Below are 16,317 nucleotides of genomic sequence, written 5' to 3' on the forward strand. Positions count from 1 at the left end.
TCGGGGGGACGGATGGTGCCGGGCGCGGCGGCGGTCAGGGGCGGCGCAGCCGCAGCGTCAGGATCTGGAAGGGCCGCAGTTCCAGGGGGAGCGCGCCGTCCCGCTGGGGATCCACCGGCGGGCCGGGCTCCTCCAGCAGGTCGGTGAGGTGCGCGGCGACCACCGCGAAGTCGGTTCGCAGCGCACCGCGGGCCGAGCCGCCGCGCGCTTCGTAGAGCCGCACCACCACGTCGCCGGAGCGGTCGTCCGCCAGTTTCACCGTCTCGACCACGATGGCCGGGTTGTCGACGGTGATCAGCGCGGGCCCGCCGGCCCGGCTCGGACCGGCGGGCCGCAGCGGCAGATTGACGGCGTAGCCGGCCGCGATCGCGTCCCCGACACCGGCGCCGACCACCAGCGCGTACGAGAAGCTGTGCCGGCCGCGGTCGGCCTGCGGGTCGGGGCTGTGCGGGGAGCGCAGCAGCGACAGCCGCAGCGTGGTGGTGCTGCCGCTGTCCGCCCGGGTCAGCCGGGACACATCATGGCCGTAGGTCGAGTCGTTGACGATCGCCGCACCCCAGCCGTGCTCGCCGACGTGCACCCAGCGGTGGGCCCACAGCTCGAAACGGGCCGCGTCCCAACTGGTGTTCTCGTGGGTGGGGCGCTGCACATGGCCGAACTGGATCTCGGCGCTCTCCCGTTCCGCGTGCACGTTCAGCGGCCAGGCCGCCTTGAGCAGGGTGTCACGCTCCTGCCAGTCGATCTCGGTGCGGACCGTCAACCGGTCGCTGCCGGCGGTCAGTTCGAGGTGCTGGACGAGGTGCGAGTCGCCGAAGGCGCGCTCGACGCGGACCGAGGCGAGCAGCGGCCCCGACTCGACCACCGTCACCGCCTCGGCCTCGGTGAGATCGCGGACGGTGTCCCGGTAGTAGCCGTCGATGTTCCAGGCGCTCCACAGATTCGGGTCGTCCGGGTGGAGTTGCAGCAGATTGCCCGGCCGGTCCGGGGCGAGCGCCTCCCGGCCGGCCCGCAGGTCGTACACCGAACGGACCAGTCCCGCGCGGTCGATCAGCACCCGCAGCACGCCGTTGTCGAGGGTGATGCCGGCATCGCGGCCGGCGCGGTGCTCGTCACCGGCCGGGTCGCCGTCGAGGGTGTCCGCGCCGCGCACCTCGACCGGCGGCAGCGTGGACGCGACCGCCGTACCGGAGCCGAGCGGCGGCGCCTCCACCAGCACGGCGTGCCGGCCGTCGGCCAGCCGCTGCCCGCTCCCGGTGGCGCCCGCCGCTACGGCCACCACCTCGCGGCGGGCGTAGGGACCGGCGTTGAAGAAGGTGAGCACGTCGCCTGCCATGACCCCCTGACCGGCCGGGCCGCCTTGGCCGCCTTGGTCGTCCTGCTGGCCCTGCCCGCCTTGGCCGCTCTCGCCGGCCAGCGCCTCGCCGATCAGCCCGGCAAGCTCCGCCTGCAACGCGGCGTGCACCGTCTCCGCCTCCTGGTGCACCCAGGCGATGGACGAGCCCGGCAGGATGTCGTGGAACTGGTGCAGCAGCACCCGCCGCCAGATCGAGTCGAGCCGGTCGTACGGATACGCGGCCCCCGTCCGTACGGCCGCGGCCACCGACCACAGCTCCGCCTCCCGCAGCAGCGCCTCGGCCCGCCGGTTGCCGCGCTTGGTGCGGGCCTGGCTGGTGTACGTGCCGCGGTGGTTCTCCAGATACAGCTCGCCGCGCCACACCGGCGGCCGGGTGTACTCGGCGCGGGCCGCGTCGAAGAAGGCGGTCGGGTCGCCGACCTCGACCCGGGGGGAGCCCTCCAGATCGCGCAGCCGCCGCGCCTTCTCCAGCATCTCCCGGGTGGGACCGCCGCCACCGTCGCCGAAGCCGAAGGGGGCCAATGACCGGGTGGCCGCGCCCTTGTCGGCGAAGTTCCGCTCGGCGTGGGCGAGTTCGGCTCCGGACAGGCTCGCGTTGTAGGTGTCGACCGGCGGGAAGTGGGTGAAGATCCGGGTGCCGTCGATACCCTCCCAGTCGAAGGTGTGGTGCGGCAGCCGGTTGGTCTCGTTCCAGGACAGCTTCTGGGTGAGGAACCAGCGCGCCCCGGCCAGCTTCGCCAACTGCGGATAGGCGGCGGTGTAGCCGAAGGAGTCGGGCAGCCACACCCCTTCCTGGTCGATGCCGAACTCCTCGGCGAAGAACCGACGGCCGAAGATCAGTTGCCTGGCCAGCGCCTCGCCGCCGGGCAGATTGCCGTCGGCCTCCACCCACATACCGCCGACCGGCGCCCAGTTCCCCTCGGACACCGCCTTCTTGATCCGCTCGAAGATCTCCGGCCGCCGCTCCTTCATCCACGCGTACTGCTGCGCCGAGGAGCAGGCGAAGACCAGCTCCGGGTACTCGGCGGCGAGCGTCGTCATATTGGTGAAGGTGCGGGCGCACTTGCGGACGGTCTCCCGGATCGGCCACAGCCACGCCGAGTCGATGTGGGCGTGCCCCACCGCGGTGACGGTGTGCGCCGACGCGTGGGCGGGCCGGGACAGCACATCGGCGAGCAGATCCCTGGCGGCCTGGGCGGTGCCCGGCACATCGCGGACGTCCACCGCCTCGATCGCCCGCTGGAGCGCGCGCAGGATCTCGTGCCGCCGGGAGAGTCCCTGCGGCAGCTCGCGCATCAGCTCGTCCAGCACCTCCATGTCGTGCAGCAGATGCCAGACGGCGTCCTCGCGGACCGCGATCTGCGCGTCCAGCAGCCGGTAGAGCGGATCGGTGCCGGCCGTCTCCCGCGCGCCGAAGCGGGTGCCGACCCCGTGCGCGCCCTCGATCATCGGATTGGCGGCCATCTCGACCAGCAGGCCGACCGGTTCGCCCCCCACGGCCGGCTCCGCCAGCAGCACGCTGCGGTGCCGCGGGTGCAGCCCCTGGATCGGGGAGCCTTTCGCGTCGTGGACGAAGCCCTCGGCCTGGCCGCCCGGGCCGGTCGCCGGGTCGAAGCCCAGATCGAAGACGGCCTCGACCCGGCGGCCCGCCCACTCGGCGGGGATCCGCCCGGTGGCCCTGAGCCAGCTGGTCGACCAGGGGCCGCCCCAGGCGTCGCCGACCGCGGCCGGCTCGTAGGCGGCGGTCAGCGCCTGCGCCACCGGCACCGGTTCGCCGGGGACGTGCCAGACGGCGAGGTCGAGGGTCAGCGGCTCGGTGTAGAGGGCGGGCCTGACCACATGGGAGAGGAACTTGGTGATCCGCTGCTCGACGATATGACGGTCGTCATGCACAGGTGTGCTCTCCTTCGGGGGTACGCCAGGTGCGCCGGGGCTCGAACCCCAGCAGTTTCGCGACGGCACGGGTGTCGAACAGCGTGGCGTGCCCGGGCACTTCGGCGCGCAGCGGCACGCCCGGGTGATGGCGCGCCATCAGTTCGGCGGACGGCACCCGCGAGGTGGTGTCGGCCGCGGTGACCTGGACGACATGGCTGCCGGTCAGCTCCGTCTCCAGGGCGAGCCGGACCGCCGTGGCGGCGTCCGCCGTGTGCAGCCAGCCCCACAGGTCGTGCCGCTGCCCGGCCGGGTCCTCGGCGCAGGCCGCGAGGAAGTGGTCGAGCCGGTCGCCGCGGCCGGTGAAGGGGAAGCGCAGACAGACCGTGTCGGTGCCCCAGCGGCGATGGGCGGCGGCGGCCACCTCCTCCAGCACGACCTTGGAGAGCCCGTACGGATCGCGCACCAGGATCGGATGGCTCTCGTCGAGCGGTACGTAGTCCGGTGAGAGCGGCACCGGCGACCAGGCGAGCCCGACCGCCGACAGGCTGGAGGCCGCCACCACCCGGCGCACCCCGGCCCGGCCGGCCGCCTCGAACACCCGGTGCGCGGTGAGGCAGTTGTGCGCGAACAGCGCGCTCGGATCGGGCACATTGGGGTGCGGGATCGCGCCGAGGTGCACCACCGCCTCGACCCCGGCCATGGCGTGGCGCACCAGCTCCGGGTCCTGGAGGTCCCCGGTGTGGACGCGCTCGGCGCGCGGCTCGGCCACCGGCAGCAGATCGGTCAGCACCAGCCGGTGCCCGGCGGCGAGCAGTTCCCGGCCGACCTCGCCGCCGATGTGTCCGGCGGCGCCGCTGATCAGCACCAGCATCAGCCCTTCACCGCCCCGACCAGGCCGCCCACGAAGTACCGCTGGAGGCTGAGGAAGAGCAGCACCACCGGCACCACCACGATCAGCGCGCCGGCCATCAGGTTGTTGTAGTGCGGCACGTTCTCCGACGACAGGGTCTGAAGGCCCAGCGGAAGGGTGTACGTGCCGGGGTCGTTGAGCGACACCCGGGTCAGCAGGTACTCGTTCCAGGTGGGGATCGCGGTGAGCAGCGCCACCGTGATCAGCGCGGGCCGGGTCAGCGGCAGATAGATCCGGGTGAAGATGTGGAACTCGCCCGCGCCGTCCACCCGGGCCGACTCCCGCAGTTCCTTGGGGACCGCCGAGAAGGCGCCGGTCATCAGCAGCACGGACAGCGGCGCGCCGCCGTTGACGAAGGGCAGCACCAGACCGATATGGGTGCCGAGCACACCCAGCTTGTCCTCCAGCAGCACGATCGGCAGCATCACGGTGATGCCCGGCACGAACAGCAGCGCCACGAACAGCTTCTGGAGCAGCCCGCGGCCGGGGAAGTCGAGCACCGCGAAGGCGTAGCCGGCCGCCGCGTACACCACCAGCGTCAGCACCACGGTGAGAGCGGACACCTCGACGCTGTTGACGAAGTAGCGGAAGAAGTGGAGCTGGCTCCAGGTGTCGGCGAGGGTGCGGAAGGTCGGGTGGTGCGGGATGAGATGGCCGCCGCGCACCACCTCGATCTGGTTCTTGAAGGCGGCCGAGACCATCCACAGGAAGGGATAGAGGCTGACCAGGCCGTAGAGCGCCAGCAGGACGCCGACGGTCAGCCTGGCGGCGTTGCGGGAGAGCGCGGAACTCCCCTGCCGGGGGCGGGCGCCGGCCGGCGGGCCGGTGAGCGGCCCGGGGGCGGACGGGGGGACCGGGGATGCCGGGGATGCCGTCGTCATGTCCTACTCCGCAGGACTCGCAGGTTGATCAGCGCAAGCAGCAGCGCCGCGGCGAACAGCAGCCAGCCCAGGGCGCTGGCCAGGCCGAGCGTCGGCGCCAGGTCCTTGAGGAAGGCGAGCCGGTAGGCCTCGAGGCCGAGCACGTTGGTGTGGTCGCCGGGACCGCCGTTGGTCATCACCAGGAAGGTCTGGAAGCCCTGGAGCGAGTCGCGCAGATTCAGCAGCACCACGATCGAGGTGATCGGCCGGACCAGCGGCCACACCACCGAGGCGTTGGTACGCCACCAGCCGGCGCCGTCCAACTGCGCGGCCTCCAGCACGCTGCGGTCGATGGTCTGCAAGCCGGTCAGATACATCAGCAGCGCGACCGGGACCGCGCCCCACACCGTCACCACGATCATGGTGGGCAGCGCGGTGTGCGGGTTGCCGAGCCAGCCCTGCGGCTGGGCCAGTGAGCCCAGGCCGACCGAACCCAGCAGGGCGTTGACGGCGCCGTCCGGTTGCAGGATGTACTGCCAGGCGAAGAAGACCGCGATGCCGCTGGTCACATAGGGCACGAAGTAGACCGAACGCAGCAGGCCCTGGAGCCTTTTGGCCGAGTTGAGCAGGATCGCCAGCGGGAAGGACACCAGGACCGTCAGCAGCGGGACCGCGATCATCACGTAGAGCGTGTGGGTGGCCGCGTGCTGGATCCTGGGCGCGTAGGCCGGGTTGTCCCAGAGCAGGTCCTTGTAGTTCCGCACGCCCACCCAGGTCCAGTGCGGCGCGAAGCCGTTCCACTGGGCGAAGCTCAGCAGGAACCCGTAGCCGACGGTGTAGAGGCCCATCACCGCGAAGAGCACGACGGCGGGGGCGACGAACAGATAGCCGGCGAGGGTCTCGTAGCCGCGGCGGCGGGTGCGGCCCGGCGGGAGGCGCGAGGACCGGCGAGGGGAGAGCCGGGGGAAGCGTCCTGGCGTGCTGCCGGGTTCCGGGCGGTGCGGGCCTGCGCCGGCCGGCCGGGGAACGGGGCCCCGGCCGGCCGCGGCCGGCCCGGCGGGGGCGGGTCGGGGCGCCGCGGTCATTTCGAGGTCGCCCAGAAGGAGTTGTTGAGCTTGGCCATGGCCTTGCCGGTGGCCTCGACGCTCTTCTGCGCGAGCGGGGTCAGGTCCGCGAGCACCTCACCGACCGAGTCCTGGTCGTAGGTGGGCGGCCGGAAGTCGTTGAGGCTCGGGTCGTAGGTCGTCTCCGGGGTGCCGACGAAGGTCTTGGTCATGTCGGCGAGCGTCGGGCCCATCACCTGGGCCGCGTCCGGGCCGAGTTCGGTGGCCGGCACCTCGGTCGCGTCCTTGGCGAACCGGGTGGCCACGGCCGGCTGGGCGAGGAACCTGGCCCACTTCTCGGCGTTCTCGGCGTGGCCGCTGGTGGCGGTGACGGTCAGACCGGTGAGCGCGAGGGGGCCGAGGGCCGGCTTGGGTACCGCGCCGGCCTGCGGGCCCGGCAGGCCGAACGCCATCACGTCGTCGGGGTTCATGCCGTTCTGCTGGAGGAAGGCCAGGGTGAAGGTGCCGCCGATGTCCCACGCGGACTTGCCCTGGGCGAAGGCCTGGTCGGCGGCGTCGATGTCCAGGGTCTGGGTGCCGGGCATCCAGTACGGCTGCATCTGGTCGTAGAGGCCGAGGACCTTGAGACCGTCGGGGGAGGCGAAGTCGGCGGACGCGTCCTTGCCGAAGAGCGCGTGGTACTTGTCGGGGCCGAGCTGGGCGAAGGCCAGCGGCTGGAGCACCCAGGTCAGGCCGGTCGCCTTCACCTTGAGTCCGAGGCTGACACCGCCGCTCGTGCCGGACGCGGCCTTGGTCGCCTTCAGATCGGCGATGAACTCCTCCCAGCTCGCGGGGGGCCGGGTGATGCCGGCGGCGGCGAGCATCTTCTTGTCGGCCAGCACGATGCCGAAGGTGCCGGAGGTGAAGGGCACGCTGAAGCGCTGGCCCTTCTTGACGCCGTGCGTCTTGGAGTCGGAGGGGACCGATTCCTTGTACTTGGCGTCGGTGACGGTGCCGGAGAGCTGGACGCCCTTCTGGTACAGCCCGCTCCAGTCGCTGCCGACGTCGGCCGCGATGTCCTTGGCGATGCCGGTCGCACCCAGCGTCAGATCCTCGCCGTCGGAGTGCACTTCGAGCACGTCGGGCAGGTCGTGGGTCTTGGCGGCGGCCTGCACCTTGGTGGTGTAGGCGTCATCGGGGCCGTACGCATCGATCTTGACGGTGATGCCGGTCTGCTTCTTGAACTCGGCCGCGGCGTTGCGCAGGGCGGCGACATGCGACTGCTTGAAGGTCCACATCTCCAGCGACTTGCTGTCGCCGGAGCCGCCGGACGAGCCGCCGCAGGCGGCGATCGGCGCCAGGCTGAGCACGGTCGCCGCGGCCAGCGCGACGAGCCGGGCCCTGGGCGAGCGGAAGGGACGTACCGAGGGAACCGCATGGACTGAAGGTGCGGAATGTGCTGCATGTGCTGAATTTTCGGGAGAAACGAAAAGCACACCAAAGCTTCTACGCATGGCCCCTGCCTGACGTTGGCTCGTTCGGAAGACCGTTCAACCGTTCAGAAGACCGAATGGCGTTGGGTTACCTGAACATAGGGTTGCGTTTGAGATAGCGTCAAGGAGCGCGCCGCGATGAGAGTGGGCACTCTTGGCGGTCAGGCGTCGGCGCGGGGAGCGGAGGATCAGTGGAATCGGTGGCAGCAGCGGCGCACGGGCGCAGGCCCGAGGAGGTCAAGTCCGCGGCCCGGGTCCTGGAAGTGCTCGAGCTGCTCGGGGCGGACGGGGCAAGGCTCTCGCTGGCCGAGATGGCCAGTGCCATGGCGGTGCCCAAGAGCAGCCTGCACGCCATCCTGCGGACCATGGAGGCCCGGCGGTGGGTCGACCTCGACCCGTCCGGCACCCGGTACAGCCTCGGGCTGAAGGCGCTGCTCACCGGCACCGCCTTCCTGGCCGGCGACGATGTGACGAGCCTGGCGGGACCGGTGCTCGACGTGCTCGCCGAGGAGACCGGCGAGGCCGTCCATCTGGGCAGGCTGGACGGCACCCACGTCGTCTACCTGGCCAAACGCGAGTCCCGGCACGCCCTGCGGATGTACTCCGCGGTCGGCCGCCGGCTGCCCGCGCACGCCACCGCGCTCGGCAAGGCGGTGCTCTCCCAGTACGACCAGGCCGAGGTGCAGCGCCGGCTCGACTGGCCGCTGGAGCGGCTGACCCCGAACACCCTGGTGGATCCGGACGCCTTCCTCGCCCAGCTCGCCGAGGCCCGGCTGCGCGGCTGGGCGGTGGACGACGGCGAGAACTCGGCGGACATCAGGTGTGTCGCGGTGGCGCTCGGCGGCGGCCGGGTCGGCGACGCGATCAGTTGCTCGGCGCCCGCCAGCCGGATGGACGAGGCCCGGCTGGAGGAGGTCGCGCGGGCGGTCACCGAAGCGGCCCACTCGCTGAGCACCCTCCTCAAGCGCCTCGGGCAGCACTGACGCACCGTCAGTCGCTGGGCGAAACCGGCTGTCGCGAGCCCTGAGGTGAGGGTGCGCGGGGTGTGGTGCTGGGCGCGCCGTGCTGGGTGCGCGGTGCCGGGTGTGCGGTGCTCGCGGGAGTTTGTCCCGGGTATTGACCGGCATTGACCAATGTCGACCGGCCTCGACCGGCACCGCCCCACCTCGGCCAGCCCCGACCAGCCCCGACCAGCCCCGACCAGCGTTGACAAACCTCGGGTGGGCTCCTTACGTTCGGAAGACGGTACGTCATTCTGCTACCCGTATGGATGCTGTTCAGATAGCCGTACGGATCCGCTGTACGACCGATGGGAGCGTGCAACGCCCGTGACCACTGAGACTCGGCGGGCCCTTGTGGTCCGCGGCGGCTGGGAAGGCCACTCGCCGGTGGCCATCACCGATCTCTTCCTGCCCTTCCTCAAGGAGCACGGCTTCACGGTCGAGACCTCCGAGCGTCTCGACGTCTACACCGACGCCGAACTCCTCGCCGCCAGCGACCTGATCGTCCAGTGCTGGACCATGGGCGAGATCACCCCCGACCAGAGCAGCGGCCTGGTCCGCGCGGTGGAGGCCGGCAGCGGCTTCGCCGGCTGGCACGGCGGGATCCTCGACGCCTTCCGCGGCGACGTCGACCACACCCTGCTGACCGGCGGTCAGTTCCTCATGCACCCGCCCGGCTTCCTCGACCACGCCGTACGGCTGGTGCCCGAGCGGGCCGGACACCCGGTGATCGCGGGACTCACCGACTTCCGCGTCCACACCGAGCAGTACTGGGTGGCGACCGACCCCGCCATCGACGTGCTGGCAACCACCACCTTTCCGGCCGGCGACGGGCGCGACCACCCGGTGGTGATGCCCGCCGTGTGGACCAGGACCCGGGGCGCGGGCCGGGTGTTCGTCTCCTCGATCGGCCACAAGGCCGACGACTTCGACGTGCCCGAGGTGCGGACGCTGACCGAGAGAGGACTGCTGTGGGCCGCCCGCTGAGGATCGGCATGGTCGGCGCGGGAAAGATCAGCGGGGCCTATCTGGCCACCCTGGCCGGGCTGGACTCCCTGCGGCTCACCGCCGTCACCGACCTGGACCCCGGCCGGGCCGCGGCAGCCGCCGAACGCGCCGGCGCCCAGGTGGCCGGCGGTGTGGCCGAACTCGTCGCCCGCGACGACGTGGACGCGGTGCTCAATCTGACCGTCCCGGCGGTCCACGCCGAGGTCGCCCTCGCCGCCGTCGCGGCCGGCAAGCACGTCTACGGTGAGAAACCGCTCGCCGCCACCCGGGAGGAGGCCGCCGCCGTACTGGCCGCGGCCAGGGCCGCCGGGGTGCGGGTCGGCTGCGCGCCCGACACCGTACTCGGCACCGGCACCCAGACCGCCCGCAAGGCGGTCGACGACGGGCTGATCGGCAGGCCGGTCGCCGCCACCGCCTTCATGACCACCCCCGGGCACGAGGCCTGGCACCCCGACCCGGAGTTCTACTACCGGCCGGGCGGCGGTCCGCTGCTCGACATGGGCCCTTACTATCTGTCGGCGCTGGTGCACCTGCTCGGACCGGTCGTCAAGGTCACCGGCGCCACCGCGACCCCGCGCGCGGAACGCGAGATCGGCAGCGGCCCACGGGCCGGCCGGCGCTTCCCGGTCGAGGTCGCCACCCATGTGACCGGCGTGCTGGAACACGCCGGCGGCGCCCTGTCCACGCTGGTGATGAGCTTCGACATCCACGCCGCCCGGCTGCCACGCATCGAGGTGCACGGCACCACGGGCTCGCTCTCCGTACCCGACCCCAACGGGTTCGAGGGGCCGGTCGAACTCTTCACCGACGGCGCGTGGCGGCCGCTCCCGGTCGCCGCCGGCTACCCCGGCGCCGCGCGCGGCACCGGCCTCGCCGATCTCGCCGACGCCCTGGCGACCGGGCGGCCGCACCGGGCCGCCGCCGAACTGGCCGAGCACGTCCTCGATGTGATGCTCACCCTGCTGGACGCGGCCGACCGCGGCACCGCGCTGCGGGTGGTCAGCGCGTGCGAACGGCCGGCGCCGGTCGCCCTGCGTTCCCAGGTGAACTGACCCGTCGCCGGTCCTTCGGTGTCCGGAAATTCCCGGGCGTTATGCCGGGCTTCGGCGTATGGTCAGGCGAATTAATTGACAATGGCCGCCCGGTGCGGCCCGAAATTTACCTGACAAAAGCGTTTCGGCAGGTCACCACCTGCGGGAAAGGGGAAGTTGCGTCAAGCGTTGACTTGATAACACACATGGTTTTACATGGCGGTCACTGGCTGGACAGGAAGGGCTGCCCATGCATGACCGGTTCAATTCCGGCGAATCCGGAGAAGAGCGCACAGCCGTATTCCTCGCCGAACGGCTGCGCCTCGCGCTCTATCCGCAGCGGCTTCCGATGGATGTCGGCGCATGGCACGTCGCCGGTGAACCCGTACCCGCCGAGGTGGCGCTGCGCGCCGACTACACCCCCTTCACGGTGGGCGAGACGTGGGGACGGCCCTGGGCCACCACCTGGTTCAGCGTGCGGGCGACCGTGCCGGAGCGCTGGGCCGGCCGACGGGTCGAGGCGCTCTTCGACCTCGGCGACACGGCGGACGGCCGGGCGGAAGGGCTCGTCCACGACGAGCACGGGGTCCCGCTCCAGGGCCTGCGCCCGGGCCCCGATTCGGTGCTCGTCGCCGGGTCGGCCACCGGCGGCGCCGCTGTCCGGCTGCTGGTGGAGGCCGCCGCCAATCCGTTCATCGACGCCGAGCGCGGCGCCGGGCTGCACTACGGCGACCCGGTCACCGCCGGCGATGTGCCCCTCCACCGGCTGCGCCGCGCCGACCTCGCGCCACGTGACGAGGACGTCTGGCAGCTTCTGCACGATGTGGAGACCCTCGCCCAGCTCATGCGCGCGCTGCCGGCCGACCTGCCCCGCGGACACGAGATCCGGCGCGCGCTGGAACGGGCCGCCGACACCGTCGACCCCCGGGCCGTCGCCGCCACCGCCGCCCTCGCGCGCTCGGTCCTGGCCCCCGTACTGGAACGGCACGCCCACGACTCCGCGCACACCCTCGCCGCCGTCGGCCACGCCCACCCCGCCGCGGCCGGGCCGGCGCCGGTCCGCGAGAGCGTCCGCGGGTGCGCCCGCGCCTTCAGCACGATGGCCGCGCTGGCCGAGGAGTACCCCGAGCTGATCGTCGCCGCCTCGTCCGCGCAGCACTACGCCTGGATGAAGGAGCACCAGCCGCACGTCTTCGAACGCATCCGCAAGGCCGTCGCCGACGGCAACTGGTCGCCGGTCGGCGGCATGTGGGTGGAGGTGGACACCGAACTGGCCGGCGGCGAGGCGCTGGTACGGCAGTTCGTGCACGGGCGGCGGTTCTTCCGCGACGAGTTGGGCGCCGACGGCGACGGGGTGTGGCTGCCCGCGGCCCTCGGCGCGTCCGCCGCCCTCCCGCAGATCGCCGCGCTCGCCGGCGCCCGCTGGTTCCTCGGCCGCCGCCCCGATCCCGGCTTCGCCACCGCGCCGCCCCACGACACCTTCCGCTGGGAAGGCATCGACGGCACGCGGCTCTTCGCCCACCTCGCGGCCGGGGGCTCGGCGGGCAGCGCCCTGACCGGCGGCGAAATCGCGTGCGCCGTCGCCGACTTCACCGACAAGGGCGCCGCGACCCGCTCGCTGCTGCCCTTCGGCCGGCCCGGCAGCGGGCCGGACCGCGCCATGCTGGAACGCGCCCGGCGCCTCGCCGACCTCGAAGGCGCGCCGCGCGTCACCCTCCAGAGCCCGGCCCGCTTCTTCCGCGACGCCGAACGGGAGTACGGCCGGGCACCCGTCTGGCGCGGCGGCCTGGACCTGGCCGCGCACGGCGGCGCGTACACCAGCCAGGCCCGGACCAAGCGGGGCAACCGGCTGTGCGAAGCGCTGCTCCACGAGGCCGAGTTGTGGTCGGCGACCGCCGCCGTACGGCACGGCATCCCCTATCCGTACGACGAGCTGGACACGCTGTGGAAGCGGGTCCTGCTCCAGCAGCGGCAGGACATCCTGGGCGGCACCTCGATCGCGTGGGCGCACGAGGAGACCGAGCAGGCCCACCACGACATACGGCGCCGGCTGGAGCGGCTGGTGCGCCGCGCGGCCGGCGAACCCGACGGGGCCACCGTGCTGAACGCGGCGCCGCACGCCCGCCGTGAGGTCGTCGTCCTCGGCCCGGAGAGCGACATCGGGCCGGAGCGGGGGCAGTTGCTGACCGACGGCGGGATCGCCGTCCTCGCGGCCGCGCCCGCGCTGGGCGCGGGCTTGGCCGGGCTACCGGCCGACGATCTGGCGCCGGTGACGGTACGGGCCACCGCGGACGGTGAACACCTGCTGGACAACGGCCTGTTGCGGATCCGGATCGACGCGGCCGGACTGGTCAGGTCGGTGGTCGAGACCGCCACCGGGCGGGAGGCGATCGCGCGGGGCGGTGCGGGGAACCTGCTGCGACTCCAGCGTGACGAGCCGCCGCGGCTGAGCGCGCGGCACCTCGCCCCCGGGGTCCGGCGGGATCTCGACACGGCGGAGCACGTCGGGATCCGGGCGGCGGGACCGCTGCTGGCGACGGTGCGGGTGGTCCGCGGCACCGGGCGCTCGCGGGTGGTCCAGGAGGTGACGCTCGCGGCCGGGAGCCGGGGGCTGGTCCTGGACACCGAGGTGGACTGGCGTGAGCGGGACTGCGTGCTCAAAGTCGCGTGGCCGCTTGATGTGCACGCCGAACACGCCGCCGGTGAGGTGCAGTTCGGCCATGTGGCCCGGCCCACGCGGGACGGCGCCGAGCACGCGGCGCGGCGCTGGGTGCACGTCGGTGAGCACGGCTGGGGCGTCGCCCTCGCGTCCGACGCGGCGCACGGCTACGACGTCGGCCGCCACACCCGGGCGGAGGGGGGCACGACGACGGTGGTCCGCAGCACGCTGTTGCGTGCGCCGCACAGTCCTGATCCGCACGCGGACCGCGGCGTGCACCGGTTCCGCCAGGTGCTGCGGCCCGGCGCCGGCATCGGCGACGCGATCGCCGAGGGATACGCCCTCGGGCTCCCGCTGCGCCCCGGCCCCGCCGTGGTGACGCAACTGCCGCTGGTCGCCGTCGACAACCCCGATGTGGTGATCGAGACGGTGAAACTCGCCGACGACCGCAGCGGGGACGTCGTCGTCCGCCTCTACGAGTCCCGCGGTGGCCGCGCCCGCGCCACCCTCACCACCGCGTTCCCCGTCGCCGCCGCGACCCGGACCGACCTTCTGGAGGACCCCGTCGCCCCCCACCCCCACACGTCCACCACCCTCCCCCTCACCCTCCGCCCCTTCCAACTCCTCACCCTCCGGCTCCACCTCGCAGGCGCGGAGCGGCCCGATGCCTGACGGTTGCGCTGGCCGCGCGGGCTGGCCTGGGGGTGGCCGTTGCCCTGCGGGGCGGTCGGCTGCCGCCGGTCGGGGGCGGGGGCGTGTGGTGGTTGGGGGGTGCGTTTGCTGCGCGGGCTGGTCCGGAGGTAGGCGGTGGGCTGTGGTGGTCGCTGGGGATGGGGGGAGTTGTGGGTGAGGGGGAGATGGGGGTGGTGCGGGGGTGGGCGGAGGGTGGGGGGCCGCTTGCTACGCGGGCTTGGGTGGTGTTGCTGGCGGCGGAGGGGTTGCGGGACGCGGAGATATCGCGGCGGCTCGGGGTGTCGCGGCAGACGGTGGGGAGTTGGCGGCACCGGTGGCAGAGCGCCGGGCTGCGCGGGCTGGAGCAGCGGCCGCGGACGGGGCGGCCGGCCACCGTGGACGAGGCGGAGGTGGTCGCCCGGGCGCTGCTCGCGTCCGGCGGCAGCGGGGCCAGCCGGGCGGTCGCCCGTGAACTCGGCGTCTCGCACGCCACGGTGGCCGCCGTCCGCCGCCGCTGGGGCCTCAGCGGCGACGGCGCCGACGGGTCGCCGGGCCCCCGGGTGCCGACCCGGCCGCCGCTGCCCGGCGCCGACGTGTGGGTGATGGGGCTGTACGCCGACGGCGACCGCGCCGTGCTGCTGGCCGGCACCGGCCCCGCCGCCCCCGCCCCGGCACCACCCGCCACCGCGACCGTGCTCGGCGAGGACGTACTGACCGGCCTCACCGACGCCCTGGAGACCGTCCGCGGGGCCGCGCACACCCCCGCCCCGGACCTCCCCGGCTACCTCGCCGCGGCCGCCGCCCACCACCCGGACATCGCCCTGCACGCCGTGACCCTGTGGGACGCGGCGCCCGAACCCCCCTCTGACGAACCCCCCACCGAGGAACCACCGTCCGGCCCCCCGGTGACGTACCACCGGCTGCCCGCCAACGCCACCTGGCGCAGCTTCCTGCGCGCGGTCGTCGCACTGGACAGCACCAGCCACCCCGAGTCCTCCCGCCGGGTCTACCTCGATCTGATCGCCGCGCTGACCCGGCCCGGCGGCCCGGTCCGCTGGCTGCGGGAGAGCGTGGCCGGTCACCTCACCACCCCGCACCGCGCCGCCGAACCGTCCGCCCCGCCGCCCGCCCCCAGCAGCAGCGGCGTCAACCAGATCGACCTCGGGTCCTTCAACGAGTGCGTGGTGATCGAGTCGGTACGGCTCGCCGGCACCATCACCCGCGGCGAGATCGCGCACCGCACCGGGCTGACCCAGCAGTCCGTCTCCCGGATCGCCCGCTCGCTGCTCGACCGGGGCATCCTCGTCGAGGAGTCGCAGCGCCGGGCCACATCCGGCAAGCCCCGTACCCCGGTACGGCTGTGCGGCTCGGCCGGGCACGCGCTCGGCCTGCACATCGACCCCGAGGTGCTGACCGCCGTGGTGATCGACCTGGACGGCGCGATCGTGTGCACCCGTACCCGGCCGGTGAGCGCCGACATCGACCCGGCGGACTTCGTCGCGCAGGTGGTGGCGCTGGGCCGCGAGACGCTGGGGAAGGCGCACGGCGCGGTCCGCGCGGACGGCTTCCTCGGGATCGGGGTCGCGGTGCCAGGACCGGTGGACATCGCCTCCGGTACGGTGCTCGGCCCGCCGCTGCTCTCCGCCTGGAACGACCTGCCGCTGCTCTACCTGCTCAAGGACCACTTCCCCTGCCCGGTGATCATCGAGAAGGACTCGCTGGCCGCGGCGGCGGGGGAGCGGTGGATCGGCCGGGACCGCAGGGCCCGCGACTTCGCCTATCTCTATCTCGGCACAGGGGTCGGCTCCGGGCTCTACCTCAACGGCGACCTCTACCGCGGGGTCAGCGCCAACGCCGGCGAGTTCGGCCAGTTGTGCGCCATCGCCCTCGGCCGTACCGGCCCCGACGGCCGCCCCGAAATGGTGCCGGAGTGCAATCCGCCGGTGTCCGTACCGGAGTTCGCCGCCCGGCGCGGCCTGCCGTCGGCCGGCGCGGGCCTGGGCAGCACCGCCGCCTATCGCGCGGTCGGCCGGGCGGCGGCGGCCGGCGACCCGGCCGCGGCGGACGCGATCCGCGCGGTGGCCGCCGCGGTGGGGCGCGGCGCGCTCGGCCTGGTGGACCTGCTGGACATCGATCTGATCGTGCTCGGCGGCCCCTTCTTCACCGGCGACACCGCCGGCTACTACCTGGACGAGATCGGCCGGATGGTGAACGACTTCCCGACCGCGCGGCGGCTGCGCCGGGTCGAGGTGGAGCGCTCGGTGCTCAGCGACGAGGCCGCGGCCGTGGGCGCCGCCTCCACGATCTTCCACGCCACCTTCACCCCCCGGCTGCGCGGCCGGGACCGCCCATGAGCCGGCCCCGCCCCGCACCACACCGGCCGGCACCCGCCGCACCCACCCTGTCCGCCC

At 73.3% G+C, this 16,317-nt stretch carries 10 protein-coding genes; 5 read left to right on the forward strand and 5 right to left on the reverse strand.

All coding sequences use genetic code 11. From position 1 onward, the window contains the following. Positions 1-34 precede the first annotated feature (34 nt). From OG519_RS26680 to OG519_RS26700, 5 genes are read right to left on the reverse strand one after another with little or no spacing between them, the layout of a single operon-like run. Positions 35-3,247: an alpha-mannosidase gene (locus tag OG519_RS26680; RefSeq protein ID WP_405588848.1), complete on the reverse strand. Its 3,213-nt coding sequence runs from the start codon at positions 3,245-3,247 to the stop codon at positions 35-37. Next, a complete protein-coding gene (locus OG519_RS26685) occupies positions 3,240-4,100 on the reverse strand; it encodes an NAD-dependent epimerase/dehydratase family protein (protein WP_405588850.1) in 861 nt (286 codons plus the stop codon). Before OG519_RS26685 ends, OG519_RS26680 begins: the two co-directional genes overlap by 8 nt. Next, positions 4,100-5,020 (reverse strand): carbohydrate ABC transporter permease, encoded by a 921-nt coding sequence (locus tag OG519_RS26690; protein WP_405588853.1) that lies wholly within the window; start codon positions 5,018-5,020, stop codon positions 4,100-4,102. Before OG519_RS26690 ends, OG519_RS26685 begins: the two co-directional genes overlap by 1 nt. After that, on the reverse strand, positions 5,017-6,084 hold the full coding sequence (locus tag OG519_RS26695) for a carbohydrate ABC transporter permease (protein WP_405588856.1): 1,068 nt from the start codon (positions 6,082-6,084) through the stop codon (positions 5,017-5,019). Before OG519_RS26695 ends, OG519_RS26690 begins: the two co-directional genes overlap by 4 nt. Beyond that, positions 6,081-7,412, reverse strand: a complete 1,332-nt coding sequence (locus tag OG519_RS26700; protein WP_405588859.1) for an ABC transporter substrate-binding protein — start codon at positions 7,410-7,412, stop codon at positions 6,081-6,083. Before OG519_RS26700 ends, OG519_RS26695 begins: the two co-directional genes overlap by 4 nt. 323 nt (positions 7,413-7,735) lie before the next feature. On the opposite strand from OG519_RS26700, the gene OG519_RS26705 reads away from it, so the two are divergent. The 5 genes from OG519_RS26705 to OG519_RS26725 all read left to right on the forward strand — a co-directional run bounded on the left by OG519_RS26705 (position 7,736) and on the right by OG519_RS26725 (position 16,260). Continuing rightward, positions 7,736-8,518 carry an IclR family transcriptional regulator gene (locus OG519_RS26705; protein WP_405588861.1) on the forward strand — a complete coding sequence of 261 codons (783 nt, stop codon included), beginning with the start codon at positions 7,736-7,738 and terminating at the stop codon, positions 8,516-8,518. 345 nt (positions 8,519-8,863) lie between these two features. Continuing rightward, the gene (locus tag OG519_RS26710; protein ID WP_405588864.1) at positions 8,864-9,523 is read left to right on the forward strand and encodes a ThuA domain-containing protein; all 660 of its coding nucleotides are present in this window, start codon (positions 8,864-8,866) and stop codon (positions 9,521-9,523) included. An 8-nt stretch (positions 9,524-9,531) separates the two neighbouring features. After that, positions 9,532-10,596 carry a Gfo/Idh/MocA family protein gene (locus OG519_RS26715; protein ID WP_405588867.1) on the forward strand — a complete coding sequence of 355 codons (1,065 nt, stop codon included), beginning with the start codon at positions 9,532-9,534 and terminating at the stop codon, positions 10,594-10,596. A gap of 229 nt (positions 10,597-10,825) precedes the next feature. Further along, positions 10,826-13,906 (forward strand): alpha-mannosidase, encoded by a 3,081-nt coding sequence (locus OG519_RS26720; protein ID WP_405588869.1) that lies wholly within the window; start codon positions 10,826-10,828, stop codon positions 13,904-13,906. A gap of 242 nt (positions 13,907-14,148) precedes the next feature. Continuing rightward, a complete protein-coding gene (locus OG519_RS26725) occupies positions 14,149-16,260 on the forward strand; it encodes an ROK family protein (RefSeq protein ID WP_405588872.1) in 2,112 nt (703 codons plus the stop codon). The last annotated feature ends 57 nt before the right edge of the window (positions 16,261-16,317 follow it).

Source organism: Streptomyces sp. NBC_01190, from assembly GCF_045039895.1.
Classification (GTDB): domain Bacteria; phylum Actinomycetota; class Actinomycetes; order Streptomycetales; family Streptomycetaceae; genus Actinacidiphila.

Excerpts from the sequence above, each read along its gene's own strand:
- OG519_RS26695 (WP_405588856.1), bottom strand. The coding sequence starts at position 6,084 with ATGACCGCGGCGCCCCGACCCGCCCCCGCCGGGCCGGCCGCGGCCGGC.
- OG519_RS26715 (WP_405588867.1), top strand. The coding sequence starts at position 9,532 with ATGGTCGGCGCGGGAAAGATCAGCGGGGCCTATCTGGCCACCCTGGCC.
- OG519_RS26685 (WP_405588850.1), bottom strand. The coding sequence starts at position 4,100 with ATGCTGGTGCTGATCAGCGGCGCCGCCGGACACATCGGCGGCGAGGTC.
- OG519_RS26720 (WP_405588869.1), top strand. The coding sequence starts at position 10,826 with ATGCATGACCGGTTCAATTCCGGCGAATCCGGAGAAGAGCGCACAGCC.
- OG519_RS26690 (WP_405588853.1), bottom strand. The coding sequence starts at position 5,020 with ATGACGACGGCATCCCCGGCATCCCCGGTCCCCCCGTCCGCCCCCGGG.